Source organism: Bradyrhizobium sp. USDA 3256 (assembly GCF_054058275.1).
In genome coordinates, this window is record NZ_JBSSAE010000002.1 from 1,838,953 (window position 1) to 1,856,516 (window position 17,564).

General features: G+C 65.3%; 12 protein-coding genes. 11 read left to right on the forward strand and 1 reads right to left on the reverse strand.

What is annotated here, in order from left to right:
• Positions 1 to 46: 46 nt before the first annotated feature.
• The 11 genes from ACVWY5_RS10285 (at position 47) to ACVWY5_RS10335 (ending at position 16,005) form a co-directional block, all read left to right on the forward strand.
• Positions 47 to 1,192: an ABC transporter substrate-binding protein gene (locus ACVWY5_RS10285; protein ID WP_028331737.1), complete on the forward strand. Its 1,146-nt coding sequence runs from the start codon at positions 47 to 49 to the stop codon at positions 1,190 to 1,192.
• 75 nt (positions 1,193 to 1,267) lie between these two features.
• Positions 1,268 to 2,143, forward strand: coding sequence for a branched-chain amino acid ABC transporter permease (locus ACVWY5_RS10290; RefSeq protein ID WP_016841141.1), 876 nt, complete (start codon positions 1,268 to 1,270; stop codon positions 2,141 to 2,143).
• Entirely contained in the window at positions 2,140 to 3,912 is a 1,773-nt protein-coding gene (locus ACVWY5_RS10295; RefSeq protein ID WP_028331736.1) for a branched-chain amino acid ABC transporter ATP-binding protein/permease, read from the forward strand. Before ACVWY5_RS10290 ends, ACVWY5_RS10295 begins: the two co-directional genes overlap by 4 nt.
• Complete coding sequence (locus ACVWY5_RS10300) at positions 3,912 to 4,640, forward strand: ABC transporter ATP-binding protein (RefSeq protein ID WP_026192494.1); 729 nt, start codon at positions 3,912 to 3,914, stop codon at positions 4,638 to 4,640. The genes ACVWY5_RS10295 and ACVWY5_RS10300 overlap by 1 nt, the downstream gene beginning before the upstream one ends.
• A gap of 36 nt (positions 4,641 to 4,676) precedes the next feature.
• On the forward strand, positions 4,677 to 5,762 hold the full coding sequence (locus ACVWY5_RS10305; RefSeq protein WP_028331735.1) for a malate/lactate/ureidoglycolate dehydrogenase: 1,086 nt from the start codon (positions 4,677 to 4,679) through the stop codon (positions 5,760 to 5,762).
• A gap of 40 nt (positions 5,763 to 5,802) precedes the next feature.
• Positions 5,803 to 6,579 carry an HpcH/HpaI aldolase family protein gene (locus tag ACVWY5_RS10310; RefSeq protein WP_018270573.1) on the forward strand — a complete coding sequence of 259 codons (777 nt, stop codon included), beginning with the start codon at positions 5,803 to 5,805 and terminating at the stop codon, positions 6,577 to 6,579.
• A 231-nt stretch (positions 6,580 to 6,810) separates the two neighbouring features.
• The gene (locus ACVWY5_RS10315; protein ID WP_028331734.1) at positions 6,811 to 8,334 is read left to right on the forward strand and encodes an altronate dehydratase family protein; all 1,524 of its coding nucleotides are present in this window, start codon (positions 6,811 to 6,813) and stop codon (positions 8,332 to 8,334) included.
• A gap of 245 nt (positions 8,335 to 8,579) precedes the next feature.
• Complete coding sequence (locus ACVWY5_RS10320) at positions 8,580 to 9,083, forward strand: GDSL-type esterase/lipase family protein (protein WP_028331733.1); 504 nt, start codon at positions 8,580 to 8,582, stop codon at positions 9,081 to 9,083.
• Positions 9,084 to 9,308: 225 nt separating this feature from the next.
• A complete protein-coding gene (locus tag ACVWY5_RS10325; protein ID WP_028331732.1) occupies positions 9,309 to 12,566 on the forward strand; it encodes a transglutaminase family protein in 3,258 nt (1,085 codons plus the stop codon).
• A gap of 20 nt (positions 12,567 to 12,586) precedes the next feature.
• On the forward strand, positions 12,587 to 15,130 hold the full coding sequence (locus tag ACVWY5_RS10330; RefSeq protein ID WP_028331731.1) for a circularly permuted type 2 ATP-grasp protein: 2,544 nt from the start codon (positions 12,587 to 12,589) through the stop codon (positions 15,128 to 15,130).
• Complete coding sequence (locus ACVWY5_RS10335) at positions 15,127 to 16,005, forward strand: transglutaminase-like domain-containing protein (protein ID WP_028331730.1); 879 nt, start codon at positions 15,127 to 15,129, stop codon at positions 16,003 to 16,005. Before ACVWY5_RS10330 ends, ACVWY5_RS10335 begins: the two co-directional genes overlap by 4 nt.
• Before the next feature lie 47 nt (positions 16,006 to 16,052).
• On the opposite strand, the gene ACVWY5_RS10340 is transcribed toward ACVWY5_RS10335, so the two are convergent.
• The gene (locus ACVWY5_RS10340) at positions 16,053 to 17,555 is read right to left on the reverse strand and encodes a sensor domain-containing diguanylate cyclase (protein ID WP_028331729.1); all 1,503 of its coding nucleotides are present in this window, start codon (positions 17,553 to 17,555) and stop codon (positions 16,053 to 16,055) included.
• Positions 17,556 to 17,564 lie beyond the last annotated feature (9 nt).

A 17,564-nucleotide genomic window follows, 5' to 3' on the forward strand; every position in this document is an offset into this window, starting at 1 on the left:
CTCAACGCAGCCGACAGCAAGCTCGGCGCATCACAGGGAGGATGGAATGAAACTGACGAGACGTGAGTTTTCCGCCGGTTTGGCGGCAGGTCTCGCTGCACCGGCGCTGATGCGCAGCGCTTGGGCGCAGGGTGCGACGATCAAGATCGGCATGTGCGTGCCGGTGACCGGACCCGCCGCGGAGCAGGGGCTGTGGGCCCAGAACGGCGCCAAGCTGGCGCTGGCCGCGGTTAACAAGGCCGGCGGCGTGCTCGGCAAGCAGGTCGAGCTCGTCATCGAGGATGATCAGACCACCAATCCGGGCATCGTGCTGGCATTCTCCAAGCTCGCCGCGCAATCCGACATCGTTGCATTCCTCGGCTCGATCCGTTCGACCCAGGTGCAGGCGATGGCGCCCGACGTAATCAAGGTCGGCAAGCCTGTGATGATCGGCGGCACCAATCCCGATCTCACCCATTCCGGCAATCCCTGGCTGTTCCGCTTCCGTCCGAACGACAATTATTCCGGCCGCGTGATCGCCGACTTCGGCGTCAACACGCTCGGCAAGAAGAAATGGGCGATCGTGCATTCCACCGACGCCTTCGGTACCGCAGGGGGCAAGGCGCTGTCCGAAGCGCTGACCAAGCTTGGCGCGCCGCCGGTGCTTGACCAAGGCTATGCCAACCAGAGTCAGGACTTCACCCCGGTCGTGCTGGCCGTGAAGCAGTCCGGCGCTGACGTGCTCGGCACCTACTTCACCTTCGAGAACGATCTCGGCATCTTCGCCCGCCAGCTGCGCCAGCTCGGCGTCAATATCCCCTGGGTCGGCTCGCCCTCGGTGGTGGCGGTCTCCTCGACCAAGCTCGCCGGCCCCGCGCTGTTCAACACCTACGGTGTCGCCGACTTCGCCGAGGATTCGAGCGATGCCGCGAAGGCGTTCGGCAAGGCCTATCGCGATGCCTACAAGACCGCGCCCGACAACCAGAGCGCCTGGCCGTACGATGCGATCACCATCCTGTCGGCGGCGATCAACAAGGCCGGCTCGACCGATCCGAACAAGATCCGCGACGCCATCCTTGCGACGCAGAAGTTCGCCGGCGCCGAGGGCGAGTACAATTTCGACAAGAACGGCGACGGTCTGCACGGCTACAATGTCGTGAAGAACGACAAGGGCAAGATCGTCTACGACAAGCATATCGACTTCAACGATTGATAGCGGTTCGGCCTCTCCGGGTCGCCTCGGAGAGGCCGTTCGTTCGCGACACAATTCTCAGATCGAGCGCTCGTCATGGATCTCGTCCTCCAACTGCTCTTTACCGGAATCGGCATTGGCGCGGTCTACGCGCTGGTCGCGCTCGGTTTCGTGCTGATCTTCCGTGCCACCAACGTAGTGAACTTCGCGCAAGGCGAGTTCTCGATGGTGGCCGCCTATCTGATGGTGGTGTTCTCGGTCGATCTCGGCTGGCCTTACTGGCTGTCGTTCCTGATCGCGCTCGCCGGCATGGCGTTGTTCGGCGTCATCTTCAATCTCGGCGTCTACTATCCACTGCGCAATCGCACCTATCTGCCCGTGATCATCGCCACCATTGGTGCCTCGATCCTGCTGTCGAATTCGGTGCTTGCGATCTATGGCCCGCAGCCGCAGGTGCTGCAGGGCTGGTTCGATACGCCCGGCATTCAGCTCGGCCCGGTCTATCTCGACAGCCAGTATCTTCTGATCATCGGCGTCACGATCCTCTTGGTGCTGTTCAATTTCTGGTTCTTCGAGAAGACGCTGCTCGGCAAGAAGCTGCAGGCGACCTCGCAGGACAAGGAAATGGCCTCGCTGCTCGGCATTTCCGTTTCCACCATGATCATGATCACCTTCATCTATTCGGCCGTGCTCGGCGGTCTCGCCGGCATCCTGGTGGCGCCGGTGCTGTTCGTCTCGATCCAGATGGGCTCGACGATTGCGCTGAAGGCGTTTGCCGCGACCATCATCGGCGGCTTCGGTGACGTCGCCGGCGCCATCGTCGGCGGCCTCGCGCTCGGCGTCATCGAGACGTTCGGTGCAGCCTACATCTCGGTGCCATACAAGGACGGCTTTGCCTTCCTGGTGCTGATCGCTTTCCTGGTGTTCCGGCCGCAGGGCATCTTCGGCGAACGTGTCGCGGAGAAAGCATGAGCGCCACCGACAACATGATCCCCGCGCCGGCCGTGCGCTCGAAGCCGTTGATCATCCGCCATCTGCCGTACTTCATCGGCGCCGCGGTGCTGGTGGCGCTCGCCGCCGGCATGCGGTTCGACGGTTACATCCTCAACATCCTGCTGCAGGCCACGACCTTCTCGATCGCGGTGTTCGGGCTGTCGGTCGTGCTCGGCCTGTGCGGCCAGATCAACCTCGCGCAGGCCGCGTTCTTCGGCTTCGGCGCCTATGCGGTCGGGCTCGGGACCGCGGATCTGCATCTGAACTTCTGGCTCTGCCTGGTTGGCGCCTGCGCGATCACGCTGATCGCCGGCGCGTTCCTCGGCATGTCGACGCTCAGATTGGGCGGGCACTACCTTGCGATGGTGACGATCTCGTTCCAGCAGATCGTGACGCTGGTGATGATCAACGCCATCGGCGTGACCCACGGGCCGGACGGCGTTGCCAATATTCGCCGGCCGGAGCTGTTCCAGTCCTCGCAGAGCTATCTGGCCTTCTGCGTCGCGATGCTCGCGATCGTCGGCTATCTGGTCTGGCATCTGCCGGACACCAAGCTCGGCCGCGCCATGCGCGCGGTGCGCGACAACGAGCTTGCGGCGGGCGTCAACGGCATCGACGTGTTCCGCACCAAGATCTACGCCTTCGGGCTCTGCGCGTTGCTCGGCGGTCTGGCCGGCGGTCTGTTCGCCGGCGGCTTCGCCTATGTCAGCCCGGATCAGTTCTCGTTCGCGGAATCGATCGTGTTCCTGACCATGTCGCTGCTCGGCGGCGTGGCCTCGCCGATCGGCTCGGTGATCGGTACGGGCCTCTTGATCCTGATCCCGGAATGGCTGCGCTTCCTCAAGAGCGTGCCCGGACTTTATCTGGCGATCTATGGCCTGTTCGTGATCCTGATCATCCGCTTCATGCCCGACGGTATCTGGGGTTTTGTGTCGGACGCATTCACGCGCTGGCGTGCGCACACCAAGGCGCCGCCGGCCGCGGCGGCCTTGCAGCTCAAGCCGGCGACGTCAGGCGGCGACATCGTGCTCGAAGTGACCGGGCTCTCGAAGCATTTCGGCGGCCTCAAGGCGGTGGACGGCGTCGATATCGCGGTGAAGCGCGGCGGCGTGCACGCGCTGATCGGGCCCAACGGCTCCGGCAAGACCACGACGCTGAACGTGCTGTCCGGTCTCTACAAGGCGACCGCGGGCAGGATCGTGCTCGACGGCACCGACATCACCAATATGGCGCCGCATCAGCGCACGGCGGCGGGCCTCGGACGCACCTTCCAGAACATCCGCCTGTTCCGTTCGATGACCGCGCTGGAGAATGTCGAGATCGGCGCCGAACGGCCCGGCAACACCATGATCGGGAAGGGCGAGGACGCGCTGACCGAGCGCGCGATGGAGGCGCTGACCTTCGTCGGGCTCGGCAACCGCGCCAACGAATTGATCTCGAGCTTCTCTTACGGCCACCAGCGCCTGATCGAGATCGCGCGGGCGCTGGCGTCGAACCCGACGCTGCTGCTGCTCGACGAGCCGGCGGCCGGCCTCAACTCGACCGAGAAGCTCGAGCTGCATGAGCTGCTCAAGCGCATCGCAGCCCAGGGCCTCACGATCCTGATCATCGATCACGACATGACGCTGGTCTCGGAAGCCGCCCAGCACATCACCGTGCTGAACTTCGGACGCCGCATCGCGGATGGCGAGTCCATGGCGGTGCTGCGCCATCCCGACGTCGTCTCCGCCTATCTCGGGAGCGAATGATGCCGCTGCTCGAAATCCGCAATCTCGTGGTCCGCTACGGCGAGATCGAGGCGCTGCGCGGCGTCACCATCGCCGTGGAGCAGGGCCAGGTGGTCACGCTGCTCGGCGCCAACGGCGCCGGCAAGTCGACCACGTTGCGCGCGATCTCAGGCCTCGCCAAGCCCGCCTCCGGCGACATTATGTTCGACGGCCACTCGATCGCGGGCCTCGGGCCGGAAGCGATCGTCCGGCTCGGCATCTCGCATGTGCCGGAAGGCCGCCGCGTGTTTCCGGGCCTCACCGTGAAAGAGAACATCATGCTCGGCGCGTCGAACCGGAAGGTGTCGGCGTCGCAGATCTCGCGCGAGGCCGACGCGATGTTCGACCTGTTTCCGGACATCCGCGCCTTTTCCAACGCGCTCGGTTGGACGCTGTCGGGCGGCCAGCTGCAGATGGTCGCGGTGGCGCGCGGCCTGATGGCCAAGCCGCGGCTGTTGCTGCTCGACGAACCGTCGCTCGGGCTGGCGCCTGTCATCGTGCAGGCGGTGTTCCGCATCATTTCGCAGATCAGGAAGGACACCACGGTCTTGCTCGTCGAGCAAAATGCGCGCATGGGACTCTCGGTCGCCGATCACGGCTTCGTCCTGGAAACGGGGCGGATCGTGTTGGGCGGCAAGCCCGACGAATTGTGGGGCAATGAAGCCATCGCCGCGGCCTATCTCGGCGGCCACGCCAAGACCCACGCCTGACAACGTCCTGTGCTTTACTGAGCGAGCTGGTTTTTCATGGTCACCATCAAGGTCGATAACCTCATCAACTTCGTGTCCGAGGTGTTTTCCCATTCGGAGTCCTCTCCGGAAGAGGCGAAGCGCATCGCGACCTATCTGACGACAGCGAACCTCACCGGGCATGACAGCCACGGCGTGATCCGCGTGCCCGTCTATGTCAGGTGGAAGAAGATGGGCTCGATCGTGCCGAACCAGACTGCGGAGGTGGTGGTCGACACGCCGTCGCTCGCGGTGGTCGACGGCAAGTTCGGCTATGGCCAGACCGTCACGCCGGTTGCGGTCAAGCTCGGCATCGAGAAGTGCAAGAAGGCGGGGCTCGCCGCGGTCGCGCTGCGCAACTCCGGTCATCTCGGCCGCGTCGGCGACTGGGCCGAGATGGCCGCCGCCGAAGGCCTTGTTTCAATTCATTTCGTGACCGCGGCCGGCTCGCTGCTGGTTGCGCCTTACGGCGGCGTCGAGAAGCGCCTGTCCACTGCGCCGTATTGCGTCGGCATTCCACGTCAGGGCCAGGATCCGATTGTGCTCGATTTTGCGACCTCGGTTGTCGCCGAGGGCAAGTGCCTGGTCGCAAGCCGCGGCGGCAAGAAGCTGCCGACCGGCGCGCTCGTCGATGCCGACGGCACGCTGAGCGAGGATCCGCACGTGCTGTATGGTCCGTACACGCCGGACGGACCGCGCGACCACACCAAGGGAACCGGCGCGATCCGCGCCTTCGGCGATCACAAGGGCTCGGGTCTTGCCTTCATCTGCGAACTGCTCGGTGGCGCGTTGACCGGCACCGGCGCGACGTCGTCAGACCGGCGCTTCGCCAACGGCATGATGGCGTTCTACATCGACCCCAAGGTGATCGACACCAGCAATTTCTTCGACGGCGAAATCACCCGCTACACCGATTTCATCCGCGCCACCAAGCCGATCGCGGGCACGGATTCCGTGCTGGTTCCAGGTGATCCGGAGCGAAAAACCCGTGCCGATCGCACCAGGAACGGCATCCCCTTGCCTGACGACACCTGGGCGGCGATAGTGAATACCGCGCGCGAAGTCGGCGTCAGCGAAGTTTCTATCCAGCGGGCGACCAGCTGAAGGCTCGTCCCCCAATAAACCGCAAAGGGAAACGCGATCAATGGCAAACAAGGTCAAGCAAGTCTGGGCATCCGGCAAGGCGGTGGTGAACGCGTGGCTTGCGATTCCCTCCGGGTTTTCAGCCGAGGTGATCGCGCAATGCGGCTTCGACAGCGTCACCGTCGACATGCAGCATGGTGTGCAGGATTATCAGTCGATGGTGCAATGCTTCCAGTCGATGCACGCCCATCCGGTGACGCCGATGGTCCGCGTGCCCTGGAATGAGCCCGGCATCATCGGCAAGGTGCTGGACGGCGGCGCCTATGGCGTGATCTGCCCGATGGTCAACACGCCGCAGGAAGCCAAGAACCTCGTCTCCTACGCCAAATATCCGCCGAAGGGCGTGCGCTCCAACGGCCCGATCCGCGCCGGCATGTACGGCTCGGCCGGCACCTATCAGCAGACCGCCAACGACGAGATCGTGCTGCTGCCGATGATGGAGACCAAGACCGCGGTCGAGAACATGGAAGCGATCCTCGATGTCGAAGGCATCGACGGCGTGTATATCGGCCCGTCCGATCTCGGCTTCTCCTACGGCCTGGTGCCGAAGCTCGATCGCGACGAGCCGGAGATCCTCAAGATCTACGAGAAGATCATCAAGGAGTGCGGCAAGCGCGGCCTCAATCCAGGCATCCACTGCTCGGGCGCCGAGGGCGCGGTGCGCGCAATCAACATGGGCTTCAAGCTCGTGACGCTGTCGAACGAAGTCGGCCTGATGCAGGTCTACGCCAAGATGCAGGTCAATGCGACCCGCGAGAAGTCCGGCGGCAAGGCGTAAGCTCTGTCCGCGATGTTAGCTCTGCTCCCTCGCCCCGCTCTCTTGTCCACCGAAGCCCGCCTTCGGGCGAAGGCGGATGCGGGGAGAGGGTTGGGGTGAGGGGCCTCTATCCGGCGAGCACCATCGTTGTAAGTGACATCGTGCCTCGCCCCTCACCCGGATCGCTGACGCGATCCGACCTCTCCCCGTAAAGGACGGTGAGAGGTGAAGAAGACACCTAGGAGAACTCCCATGGCCACGGCACAAGTGATCCGCCTGCACGCCGACGACAGCGTCCTGATCGCGCGCGCGAGCTTGCCGCCGGGGCTTGAGGTCGCCGATGGCGTCACCACCGTGGATCGGATCCCCGCGGGCCACAAGGTTGCGATCAAGCCGATCGCGCAAGGTGAGCCGATCCGGCGCTACGGTCAGATCATCGGCTTCGCGACCCAGGCGATCGCGCCCGGCCAGCACGTGCATACCCAGAACTGCGGCATGGGCGATTTCGCCAAGGATTATGCCTACGGCGTCGACGTCAAGCCGGTGCCGAACTTCGATCTGCCGGCGACCTTCGAAGGCATCCGCCGCGCCGACGGCCGCGTCGCGACCCGCAACTATATCGGCATCCTCACCTCGGTGAATTGCAGCGCCCATGTCGCCGGCATCGTGGCCGACATGTTCAAGAAGAATCCGTTCACCGGCGACAATCCGCTCGCCGATTACCCGAATGTCGACGGCGTCGTCGCGCTGACCCACAAGACCGGCTGCGGCATGACCCAGGACGAGCCCTTGGCGCTGCTGCGCCGCACGCTCGGCGGCTATGCGCGGCACGTCAATTTCTCCAACGTCATCGTGCTCGGCCTCGGCTGCGAGGTGAACCAGATCGGCGGCCTGATTCAGGAGCAGAAGCTCGCCGGCCGTCTGCGCGCGATGGACATCCAGGAGGTCGGCGGTACCCGCAAGACGGTGGAAGCCGGCGTTGCCTTCGTGAAGGAGGCGCTTGCCGATGGCAACAAGGTCAAGCGCGAGGCGGTGCCGGCGAGCGAACTCACCGTGGCGCTGCAATGCGGCGGCTCGGATGGTTACTCCGGCGTGTCGGCCAATCCGGCGCTCGGCGCGGCGAGCGATTTGCTGGTCCGCCACGGCGGCACCGTGATCCTCTCGGAGACGCCCGAGACCTATGGCGCCGAGCATCTGTTGACTCGCCGCGCCGTCAGCCGCGAGGTCGGTGAGAAGCTGGTCGGCCTGATGCGCTGGTGGGAGGAGTACACCCAGCGTGAGGGCGCTGAGATGAACGCCAATCCGAGCCCCGGCAACAAGGCCGGAGGTCTCACCACCATCCTGGAGAAGTCGCTCGGCGCGATGGCCAAGGCCGGCAGCACCAATCTCGTCGACGTCCTCAACTACGCCGAGCCCGTCACCAAGAAGGGCTTTGTGTTCATGGACACGCCCGGCTACGATCCGGTCGCGGCGACCGGGCAGGTCGCGGGCGGCGCCAACCTCGTGTGCTTCACCACTGGCCGCGGCAGCGTGTTCGGCTGCAAGCCCGCGCCGTCGATCAAGCTCGCCACCAACACGCCGATGTACAAGCGGATGGAAGACGACATGGACGTCAATTGCGGCACCATCCTCGACGGCGAGGAGAGCGTGCAGGAATGCGGCCAGCGCATCTTCGACCTCATCCTCAAGATCGCCTCGGGCCAGCCGACCAAGAGCGAGAGCTTTGACTTCGGCGGCGCCGAATTCGCGCCGTGGGTGCTCGGCGCGACGATGTAGTTTAGAGCCACGATCTAGCCCTTCACTCCGCCGTCGTCCCTGCCGAGTGCGCTATTGCGCACGGAGCAGGGACCCATAACCACCGGCCGTAGTGTGTGCAAGGCATCCGCCACCTTCTTTCATCAATAGGATCACGCGGTATGGGTCCCTGCTTTCGCAGGGACGACGAGGAAGTACGTTGGCGAATGCAGCTTCCCGGACTACGCTGCCCCTCCATCCGGAGCTACGGATGGGGCGGAGGAAGCATGCGTGCGCGTCGGTTGGGAATTGTTGGATGCATCGCATTTCTCGCCGCTTTGAGCCTCGGCGTCGGTTCGGCTGACGCCGCAACCATAGTCGCTCTTGGCGCGAGCAATACCTACGGCAAGGGCGTGGCGCGCAACCAGGCCTATCCCGCGCAGCTCGAAGCGATCTTGCGGGCGAAAGGATTGAACGTCCGTGTCGTGAACGCCGGCATCAACGGCGATACCACGGAAGGGATGCTGCAACGCCTGGACCGCGCCGTCCCGAACGGGACCCGTGCGGTTATTTTGCAGCCAGGCGGCAATGATCGACGCAAGGGCAGCCCAGACCGGACAGCGGATATTCAAAGTCGCCTCAGCGCCCGCGGCATCGCGGTGATCATGCTCCCTAACGGGATGCTGGGTGGACTCCCCCATCAGCCCGATGGTGTGCATTTGACCCCCGACGGCTATCACATGCTCGCCGAGCAACTCGCGTCGCAGGTATCCGGCGCGATCGGCCGCTAGCTATCGCGTAGCCCGGATGAAGCCAACGGGTCGCGCGAATGCGCGCCCGATGACGGGCTCCGCGCAATCCGGGACTCTTCCTGCGGATGAAGACCTCGGATTTCGCTTCGCTCCATCCGGGCTACGGATCACGCCCTTACCTTGGGCACCCCGTGCCCGTTGTTAGTGCTTGATGTCGACCGGCAGCAGTGTTCTGCTCAAAAAAGCTGCTGGAGCCCTCGGTCCGTGTCGATATCAGTCGCACTGCATCACGTCACGCACTACAAATACGACCGGCCGATCGATCTCGGGCCTCAGACCATTCGGCTTCGGCCCGCGCCGCATACGCGCACGCCGATCACAAGCTACTCGCTCAAGGTCTCGCCCGCCAATCACTTCGTGAACTGGCAGCAGGACCCGCAGGGCAACTGGCTGGCGCGCTACGTCTTTCCGGAGAAGACCACCGAGCTCAAGGTCGAGGTCGATTTCACCGCTGACATGACGGTGGTCAATCCGTTCGACTTCTTCGTCGAGCCCTTTGCCAACAGCTTTCCGTTCGAATATCCCGGCGATCTCAAGACCGAACTCGCGCCCTATCTCGAGACCGATGAGCCCGAGCCGTTGCTCGCGGCTTACCTGAAGGAGATTCCGCGCCAGGCCGACAGCACCGTCAACTTCCTGGTCGAGCTGAACGCGCAGCTGCAAAAGAAGATCGGCTACGTGATCCGCATGGAGGCCGGCATCCAGACGCCGGAGGAGACGCTGGCCGCGGGCTCCGGCTCCTGCCGTGACTCGGCGTGGCTCTTGATCCAGACGCTGCGCCACCTCGGGCTCGCCGCGCGCTTCGTCTCCGGATATCTCATTCAGCTGCGGCCCGACATCGATCCGCTCGAGGGACCGCGCGAGGTCGAGAGCGATTTCACCGACCTGCACGCCTGGGCCGAGGTCTATCTGCCGGGCGCGGGCTGGATCGGTTTCGACGTCACCTCCGGCATGCTGACGGGCGAGGGCCACATCCCGGTCTGTGCCACGCCGCACTATCGCTCGGCCGCGCCGGTGACCGGCACCGCGGGCGTTGCCAATGTCGAGTTCGGCTTCGAGATGAGCGTCAAGCGCATCGGCGAGGCGCCGCGCATCACCAAACCATTCTCCGATGAATCCTGGGCGCGGCTCGACCGGCTCGGCGAGCAGGTCGATGCCGACCTGGGGAAAGACGATGTGCGCCTGACCATGGGCGGCGAGCCGACCTTCGTTTCGGTCGACGATCTGGAATCGCCGGAGTGGAATGTCGCCGCGGTCGGCCCGACCAAGCGCGCGCTGGCCGACGAATTGATCCGCAAGCTGCGCACGCGGTTCGCGCCCGGCGGCCTGCTGCATTACGGTCAGGGCAAATGGTATCCCGGCGAGAGCCTGCCGCGCTGGGCGTTCGGTCTCTACTGGCGCAAGGACGGCAAGCCGATCTGGAAGAATGCCGAGCTGATCGCCGGCATCGAGAACTCGCGGAAGGCCGAGATCGCGGAGGCCCAGCGTTTCGTCGAAGTAACAGCAACCAAGCTTGGTCTCGGCGCCGACTATGCCATGCCGGCTTATGAAGACCCCGCCTTCTGGCTGCAGCGTGAGGCCGGCCTGCCGGCCAATGTCAGCCCGGCGAATTCCAAGCTGACCGATCCGGAAGAGCGCGCCCGGATGGCGCGGGTGTTCGATGAGGGGCTGACCACGCCGAAAGGTTACGTGCTGCCGATCCAGCGCTGGAGCCCGCTCGGCGATCGTGTGCCGGCACGCTGGCGCAGCGAGCGCTGGAAGATCCGGCGTAGCCATCTGTTCCTGTCGCCCGGTGACTCGCCGCTGGGCTTGCGGCTTCCGATCGCCTCGCTCGAATATGTGCCACCGGACGATTATCCCTACGTCGTCGAACGCGATCCGATGGCGCCGCGCGCTGCGCTTTCCGACGAGCTGCAGCAGGCCTTGAGGGAGATTCCCGAACCGCTGCCGGTGCGCACCGCGATGTCGATCGAGGTTCGCGACGGCGTGCTGTGCGCCTTCATGCCGCCGGTCGAGAGGGCCGAGGATTATCTCGACCTGATCGCAGCGATCGAAGCCGCCGCCGAGGAGCTGCAGCTACAAGTTCATGTCGAAGGTTACCCGCCGCCGTTCGATTCGCGCATCGAGGTGATCAAGGTGACGCCGGATCCCGGCGTGATCGAGATCAATGTGCAGCCGGCACAGAGCTGGCGCGAGGCCGTCGACATCACGCTCGGCCTCTATGAAGACTCCGCCAAGACGCGGTTAGGGGCCAACCGTTTCCTGATCGACGGCCGCCACACCGGCACCGGCGGCGGCAACCACATCGTGGTCGGCGGCAGCAAACCGGAGGATTCACCTTTCCTGCGCCGGCCCGACTTGTTGAAGAGCCTCGTGCTGTACTGGCAGCGTCATCCGTCGCTGTCCTATCTGTTTTCCGGCATGTTCATCGGCCCGACCAGCCAGGCGCCGCGCATCGACGAGGCGCGGCATGACGGGCTCTATGAGCTGGAGATTGCGCTCTCGCACGTGCCGCCGCCGGGCATGGATGCGCCGCTGTGGCTGGTCGATCGCCTGTTCCGGCATATCCTGGTCGACATCACCGGCAACACCCACCGCGCCGAGATCTGCATCGACAAGCTCTATTCGCCCGACGGCCCGACCGGCCGGCTCGGCCTGGTCGAATTCCGCGCGCTCGAAATGCCGCCCGACCCGCGGATGTCGCTGGCGCAGCAATTGTTGATCCGCGCGCTGATCGCAAAGCTGTGGCGTGAGCCGCAGCAGGGCCGGTTCGTGCGCTGGGGCACCGCGCTGCATGACCGCTTCATGCTGCCGCATTTCCTCTGGGAGGATTTCTTGGGCGTGCTCGCCGAGCTGAAGCAATCCGGCTACGATGTCGAGCCGGAATGGTACCAGGCACAGCTCGAATTCCGCTTCCCCGCCTTCGGCCGCGTTCATCACGGCGGCGTCGGTCTCGAACTGCGGCAGGCGCTCGAGCCCTGGCATGTGCTGGGCGAGGAGGGCACCTCGGGCGGCACCGTGCGCTACGTCGATTCGTCGGTCGAGCGTCTGCAGGTGAAGGCGACCGGATTCGTCGAGGGGCGCCATGTCATCACCTGCAACGGCAGACGGATGCCGATGACCGAGACCGGCCGTGCCGGCGAGGCGGTCGCCGGTGTTCGTTTCAAGGCCTGGCAGCCGGCCTCCGGCCTGCATCCGACCATTCCCGTGCATGCGCCGCTGACGTTTGACCTGATCGACACCTGGAACGGCCGCTCGCTCGGCGGCTGCGTCTATCATGTCGCCCATCCCGGCGGCCGCAACTACGAGACCAAGCCGGTCAATTCCTACGAGGCCGAGGCGCGGCGGCTGGCGCGCTTCCAGGAGCACGGCCATACCCCCGGCAAGATCGAGACGCCGCCGGAGGAACGCACAATTGAGTTTCCCTTGACCCTCGACTTGCGGACGCCGCTCCTGCACTAATTGTGTCAAGGGGAAGTGGAATGACCGCATCGGGTGGCCAAGGCAATAGTCAAGGCAGCAGTCAGGAGAGCAGGGCCCGTCCCGGTCAGCGCCGGATGGCGCAGTGGACCCGCGACTATGTCCGGCTGCCCGGCATTCCCGACGAGTATATTGCAGACAACGGCGCGCCGCGGCCGGTCTGGGCCCGCTTCTTCGACGCCTTTGCCGCGCTGTCGCCGGCCGATATCGAGCGCCGCTTCGCCTCCGCCGATCGCCATCTGCATGAGGCTGGCGTCACCTATCGCGCGCCGGGCGACACTTCCGACCGGATCTGGCCGCTCAGCCATCTGCCGCTGATCATCGACGCGGCGGACTGGCGCCAGCTCGCCGCCGGTGTCGCGCAGCGCGCGCAGCTTCTGGAGATGGTGCTGGCCGATCTCTACGGCGAAGGCCGCCTCGTTGCCGACGGAGCCATCCCTGCCGCTGCGATCGCCGGCAGCAGCGAGTATCTGCGCGCGGTCAGCGGCATCAAGCCGCCGGGGGGCCGCTATCTGCATCTCTATGCCGCCGACATCGGCCGCGGGCCCGACGGCCGCTGGTGGGTGCTCGGCGATCGGACGCAGGCACCGTCGGGCGCGGGCTATGCGCTGGAAAACCGCCTGGTGCTGTCACGCGCCTTTTCCAATCTCTACAAGTCGATGAATGTCGAGCGCGTCGCGCCGTTCTTCGAGGGGTTCCGCGATTCGCTGCGCGCCAGCGCCGATCGCGACGAGCCGCGGATCGGCCTGCTGACGCCCGGCGCGTTCAGCGAGACCTACTTCGAGCACGCCACGCTGGCGCGCTATCTCGGTTTCCTGCTGGTCGAGGGCGACGATCTTGCGGTCTCCGGCGACCGCGTCCACATCCGCACCGTCGCCGGGCTGAAGCGGCTCGACGTGCTGCTGCGCCGGGTCGATTCCAACATGCTCGATCCGCTCGAGCTTGACGCGTCCTCCTATCTCGGCGTGCCCGGGCTTGTCGAGGTTCTGCGCAAGGGCGGCGTCGTGGTCGCCAACATGCCTGGCTCCGGCGTGATGGAGGCGAGGGCGCTGCTCGGCTTCCTGCCCAATCTGTGTCGGCGCCTGCTCTCTGAAGACCTGATGATGCCGCACATCGCGACCTGGTGGTGCGGCCAGAAATCCGCCCGCGAAGAAGTGCTGTCGCGGCTCGACGAGTTCGCGATCGAAGGCGCCTATGGCCGCGGCGTTGCGGATTTTCCCGGCAACGGACCGGTGCTCCCGGGCGAATTGTCGGCCGCGGACCGCGACCGCCTGAAGGATGCCATCAGTCATCGCGGCATCGATTATGTCGGTCAGGAGCTCGTGCGGCTGTCGACCACGCCGGTATGGGAGAACGGCCGCATCGCGCCGCGTCCGTTCGTGTTGCGGGTGTTCGCGGCGGCGACGCCGAGCGGCTGGACTGTGCTGCCCGGCGGCTTCTGCCGGATTGCCGATCGGGCCGATGCGCGCGCGGTGTCGATGGGCGATGGCGCGGTGTCCGCCGACGTCTGGGTGGTCTCCGACAAGGCGGTTGAGACCTCGACCCTGCTGCCGGCGGTCGACACCGTCCGCATCCGCCGCATCGCCGGCGTGCTGCCGAGCCGCGCCGCCGACAATCTGTTCTGGCTCGGCCGCTATCTGGAGCGCGCCGAGGCTACCATCCGGCTGATCCGCGCGCTGTGCACGCCGCTGCGCGATCCTGCGCGCGCGAATTCGAACGGCTCGGCGCCGGCGATGCATTCGGCCGAGCGCATCCAGCGCATGCTGGTCGCCTGGGGCGCGGCCTCGCAGACCGCGCGCGCCAATCTCGCCAAGGTCGCGCTCGAAGCGCTGCAGAGCGAGGAGAAATTCGGCTCGGCGCTGTCGCTGGTGCGATCCGCGCAGCGCACCGCGACCTCGCTCCGCGAGCGGCTGTCGCCGGACGCCTGGCAGGTCATCACCGAGATGGCTGATCGGCTCGCCATCGAGGTTCATGACGATGACGGCGTCGTCAGCGCCGCCGAACTGACCTTGCAGGAGCTCGCAAGCTTCGCCGGCCTCGCGCAGGAAAACATGAACCGCGCCGCCGGCTGGCGTTTCCTCGAGATGGGCCGCCGCGCCGAGCGCGCCGTCAATACCACGCGCTTTGCCCGTCAGTTCGCTTATGACGAAGCCGGTGACGAGGACCTCGACGTTCTGCTCACGCTGGTGGACTGCCAGATCACTTATCGCTCGCGCTATCTGGTGCAGCCGCTGCTCGCACCGGTGCGCGATCTGGCGGTGCTCGACCCCTACAATCCGCGCTCGGTCGCATTCCAGGTCGCGGCGCTGAACGAGCATATTGCCGCGCTGCCGAGCCTGAAGGAGCACGGCCTGATCGAGCGGCCGCAGCGCCTTGCCGTCGCGGTGGAGGCAATGCTCACAACGGCTGAAGCCTCGAGCCTCGACGTCAAGACGCTGTTCGCGCTGGAGCAGGATCTGCTCAACCTCGCCGACGCGATCGGGCTGCATTATTTCCCGCACGGACCGAATGCCAGCCGGCCGGAGAAGCTCACGGGGCTGGCGTGATCTACGACATCCGTCACGTCACGACCTACAGCTACGAGACCCAGGTCAGCTTCGCGCGCTGCTCGCTGCGGCTGGAGCCGGGTAGCGGGGACGGGCAGCAGTTGATATCGCATTCGGTCGAGATCCGTCCGAGGCCCGCGGAACGCACCGCAAGGCGCGACTTCTTCGGCACGCTCACTGAAAGCGTCCTGATCGAGACCGCGCATCGCAGTCTGCGCATCGATGCCCGCTCGCGGGTCTCGGTGTCGCGGCAGCCGCCGGCGCGCGCCGCCGCCAGTCCGCCCTGGGAAGACGTGCGTGACAATGCGTTCGAAGCGTTGAGCCTCGATGCGGCCTCGCCGGTCGGCTACGTCTTTGCCAGCGCACTGGTGCCGGTGCTACGGCCCGTGACGGCCTACGCTTCCGCGAGCTTCGTGCCCGGTAGCGGCATCCTCACCGGGGCGGCCGACCTGATGCGCCGCATCCGCAACGACTTCAAATACGATCCCAAGGCGACCGTGATCTCGACGCCGCTTCGCGACGTGTTCGAGAAGCGCCATGGCGTGTGCCAGGACTTTGCCCATGTGATGATCGCGGGGCTGCGCGGCCTCGGCCTGCCTGCGGCCTATGTCAGCGGCTATTTGCGCACCATTCCGCCGCCGGGCCAGCCGCGGCTGCAGGGCGCGGACGCCACCCATGCCTGGGTCTCGGTCTGGTGCGGGAGCGCGCTCGGCTGGGTCGGGTTCGACCCGACCAACGATCTGATGGTCGGAAGCGACCACATCATTCTCGCCATCGGCCGCGACTTTGCCGACGTCTCGCCGGTCGATGGCGTCATCGTCGGCGCGCGCAAGCAAAAGCTCGCCGTTGCGGTCGACGTGTTGCCGGTGGAGTGAGACGGGATGGGCGCGCGGCGCGCTCGACCGCGCCAATGCAATCGCGATCAGGCGACGTGCCGCTTGCCCGATTTGTCCCACCCGATCGGGCTGACGATGACGCGGTCGCGGCCTTCACGCTTGGCTTGATAGAGTGCAAGGTCCGCGGCCTTGAGCAGATCGCGCGATGTGCGCTCGTGGTCCGGGACGAGGCAGGACAATCCGATGCTGACGGTCGGCAACTCAGGCTGGGATTCCCGCGCAGCCGTCAGCTTGGCGCGAATCCGTTCGGCAATTTCCAGGGCGCCCGCCTTGCCGATGCCCGGCAGCAACACCGAAAACTCCTCGCCGCCATAGCGGGCGCCGAGATCAGTTGCACGCTTGGCGCTGCCTGCGATGCACCGTCCCACGGTGGTGAGCACGGCGTCGCCGGCCTGATGCCCGTACGTGTCGTTGTAGATCTTGAAATGATCGACGTCGATCATCAAAAGCGAGACCGGCGCCTTTGCGCGCATGCCACGGCGCCATTCGACGTCAAGGGTATCGTCGAGGCGGCGACGGTTGGCGAGCCCGGTCAGTGCATCCGTGCTCGCGAGGTGCGCGAGCCGATCTTCCGCGGCGGCCCGCCGTTTGAGAGCGGCCACCAGGTAGAACATCAGGACGATCGAGAAGCCGCAGAGCGCTGCCACCACGCTGCCGATCAGCCAGAGCTGCTGCCACCAGTCGGCATAGATGCCGTCGAGCGCAAGACCCTCGGCGATGAGCAGGCGATTATATCCGACCGCCTGGAAAACATAGAGCCGGCTGACATGATCGACGATCGATTTCGTGATGTAGGAGCCAGATTGCCGTGCCGGAAACTGCTTGAAGACCAGAGAGTCCTTGATGCTTTGGCCGATCTTGCTGATGTCGAACGGGGCGCGCATCAGTATGACGCCATCGCTGTTGAACAGCGCCATGCTGTCGCCGAAGCCGAAGTTCAGCTTGCGAAACAGATTGTGGAAATAGCTGAGCCGCATGCTGCCCGCGACCACGCCGGCAAAGGAGCCGTCGTCATTGTTGATGCGGCGGCTGAGGCTGATCAGATATTCGCCATCAGGAGTAATCCACGGAGCACTGATGAACAGGCCGCTGTCCGCTCGCGTCTGATGTGCCCGGAAGAAGTCTCGATCGGCGAAATTTGCGACCCGTGGCGTCAACGTCCTGGAATCGAGCGTGACGTCCCCCGCCGCATTCAGCACGAGGATCGAGCCGAGATCCTTGGCTGTGGCGGCGCGGTCGAACAGCACGACCTGGCGAAGCTCCGGGCTGATCTTGCCGAGCTCCTGCAGCTTGACGCCGTCGGCGACCGCCTGGAGCGAGAGGTCGTAGAGGTCGATGTTGCGGTCGATCTCGCTGGCGATTGAGGCGACGAGGTTGGTCGCGCCTTCCTTCGCATGCCGATAGTCCTTGCCCGCCATCTCCCAGAGAATGGATGCGCAGATCGCCGAAAAGCAGAGAACGAGGCCGATCCCGAGTGTAAGGAGCCGTTTGGTCGGCACTGCCTTCGGCTTTGGCAAAAGCCCGTTCATTGCTCGCTT

Bases quoted from the DNA above. Each gene is read 5' to 3' on its own strand.
- ACVWY5_RS10315 (WP_028331734.1), top strand. From the start codon at position 6,811: ATGGCCACGGCACAAGTGATCCGCCTGCACGCCGACGACAGCGTCCTG.
- ACVWY5_RS10340 (WP_028331729.1), bottom strand. From the start codon at position 17,555: ATGAACGGGCTTTTGCCAAAGCCGAAGGCAGTGCCGACCAAACGGCTC.
- ACVWY5_RS10285 (WP_028331737.1), top strand. From the start codon at position 47: ATGAAACTGACGAGACGTGAGTTTTCCGCCGGTTTGGCGGCAGGTCTC.
- ACVWY5_RS10330 (WP_028331731.1), top strand. From the start codon at position 12,587: ATGACCGCATCGGGTGGCCAAGGCAATAGTCAAGGCAGCAGTCAGGAG.
- ACVWY5_RS10320 (WP_028331733.1), top strand. From the start codon at position 8,580: ATGCGTGCGCGTCGGTTGGGAATTGTTGGATGCATCGCATTTCTCGCC.
- ACVWY5_RS10295 (WP_028331736.1), top strand. From the start codon at position 2,140: ATGAGCGCCACCGACAACATGATCCCCGCGCCGGCCGTGCGCTCGAAG.
- ACVWY5_RS10310 (WP_018270573.1), top strand. From the start codon at position 5,803: ATGGCAAACAAGGTCAAGCAAGTCTGGGCATCCGGCAAGGCGGTGGTG.
- ACVWY5_RS10290 (WP_016841141.1), top strand. From the start codon at position 1,268: ATGGATCTCGTCCTCCAACTGCTCTTTACCGGAATCGGCATTGGCGCG.
- ACVWY5_RS10300 (WP_026192494.1), top strand. From the start codon at position 3,912: ATGCCGCTGCTCGAAATCCGCAATCTCGTGGTCCGCTACGGCGAGATC.
- ACVWY5_RS10305 (WP_028331735.1), top strand. From the start codon at position 4,677: ATGGTCACCATCAAGGTCGATAACCTCATCAACTTCGTGTCCGAGGTG.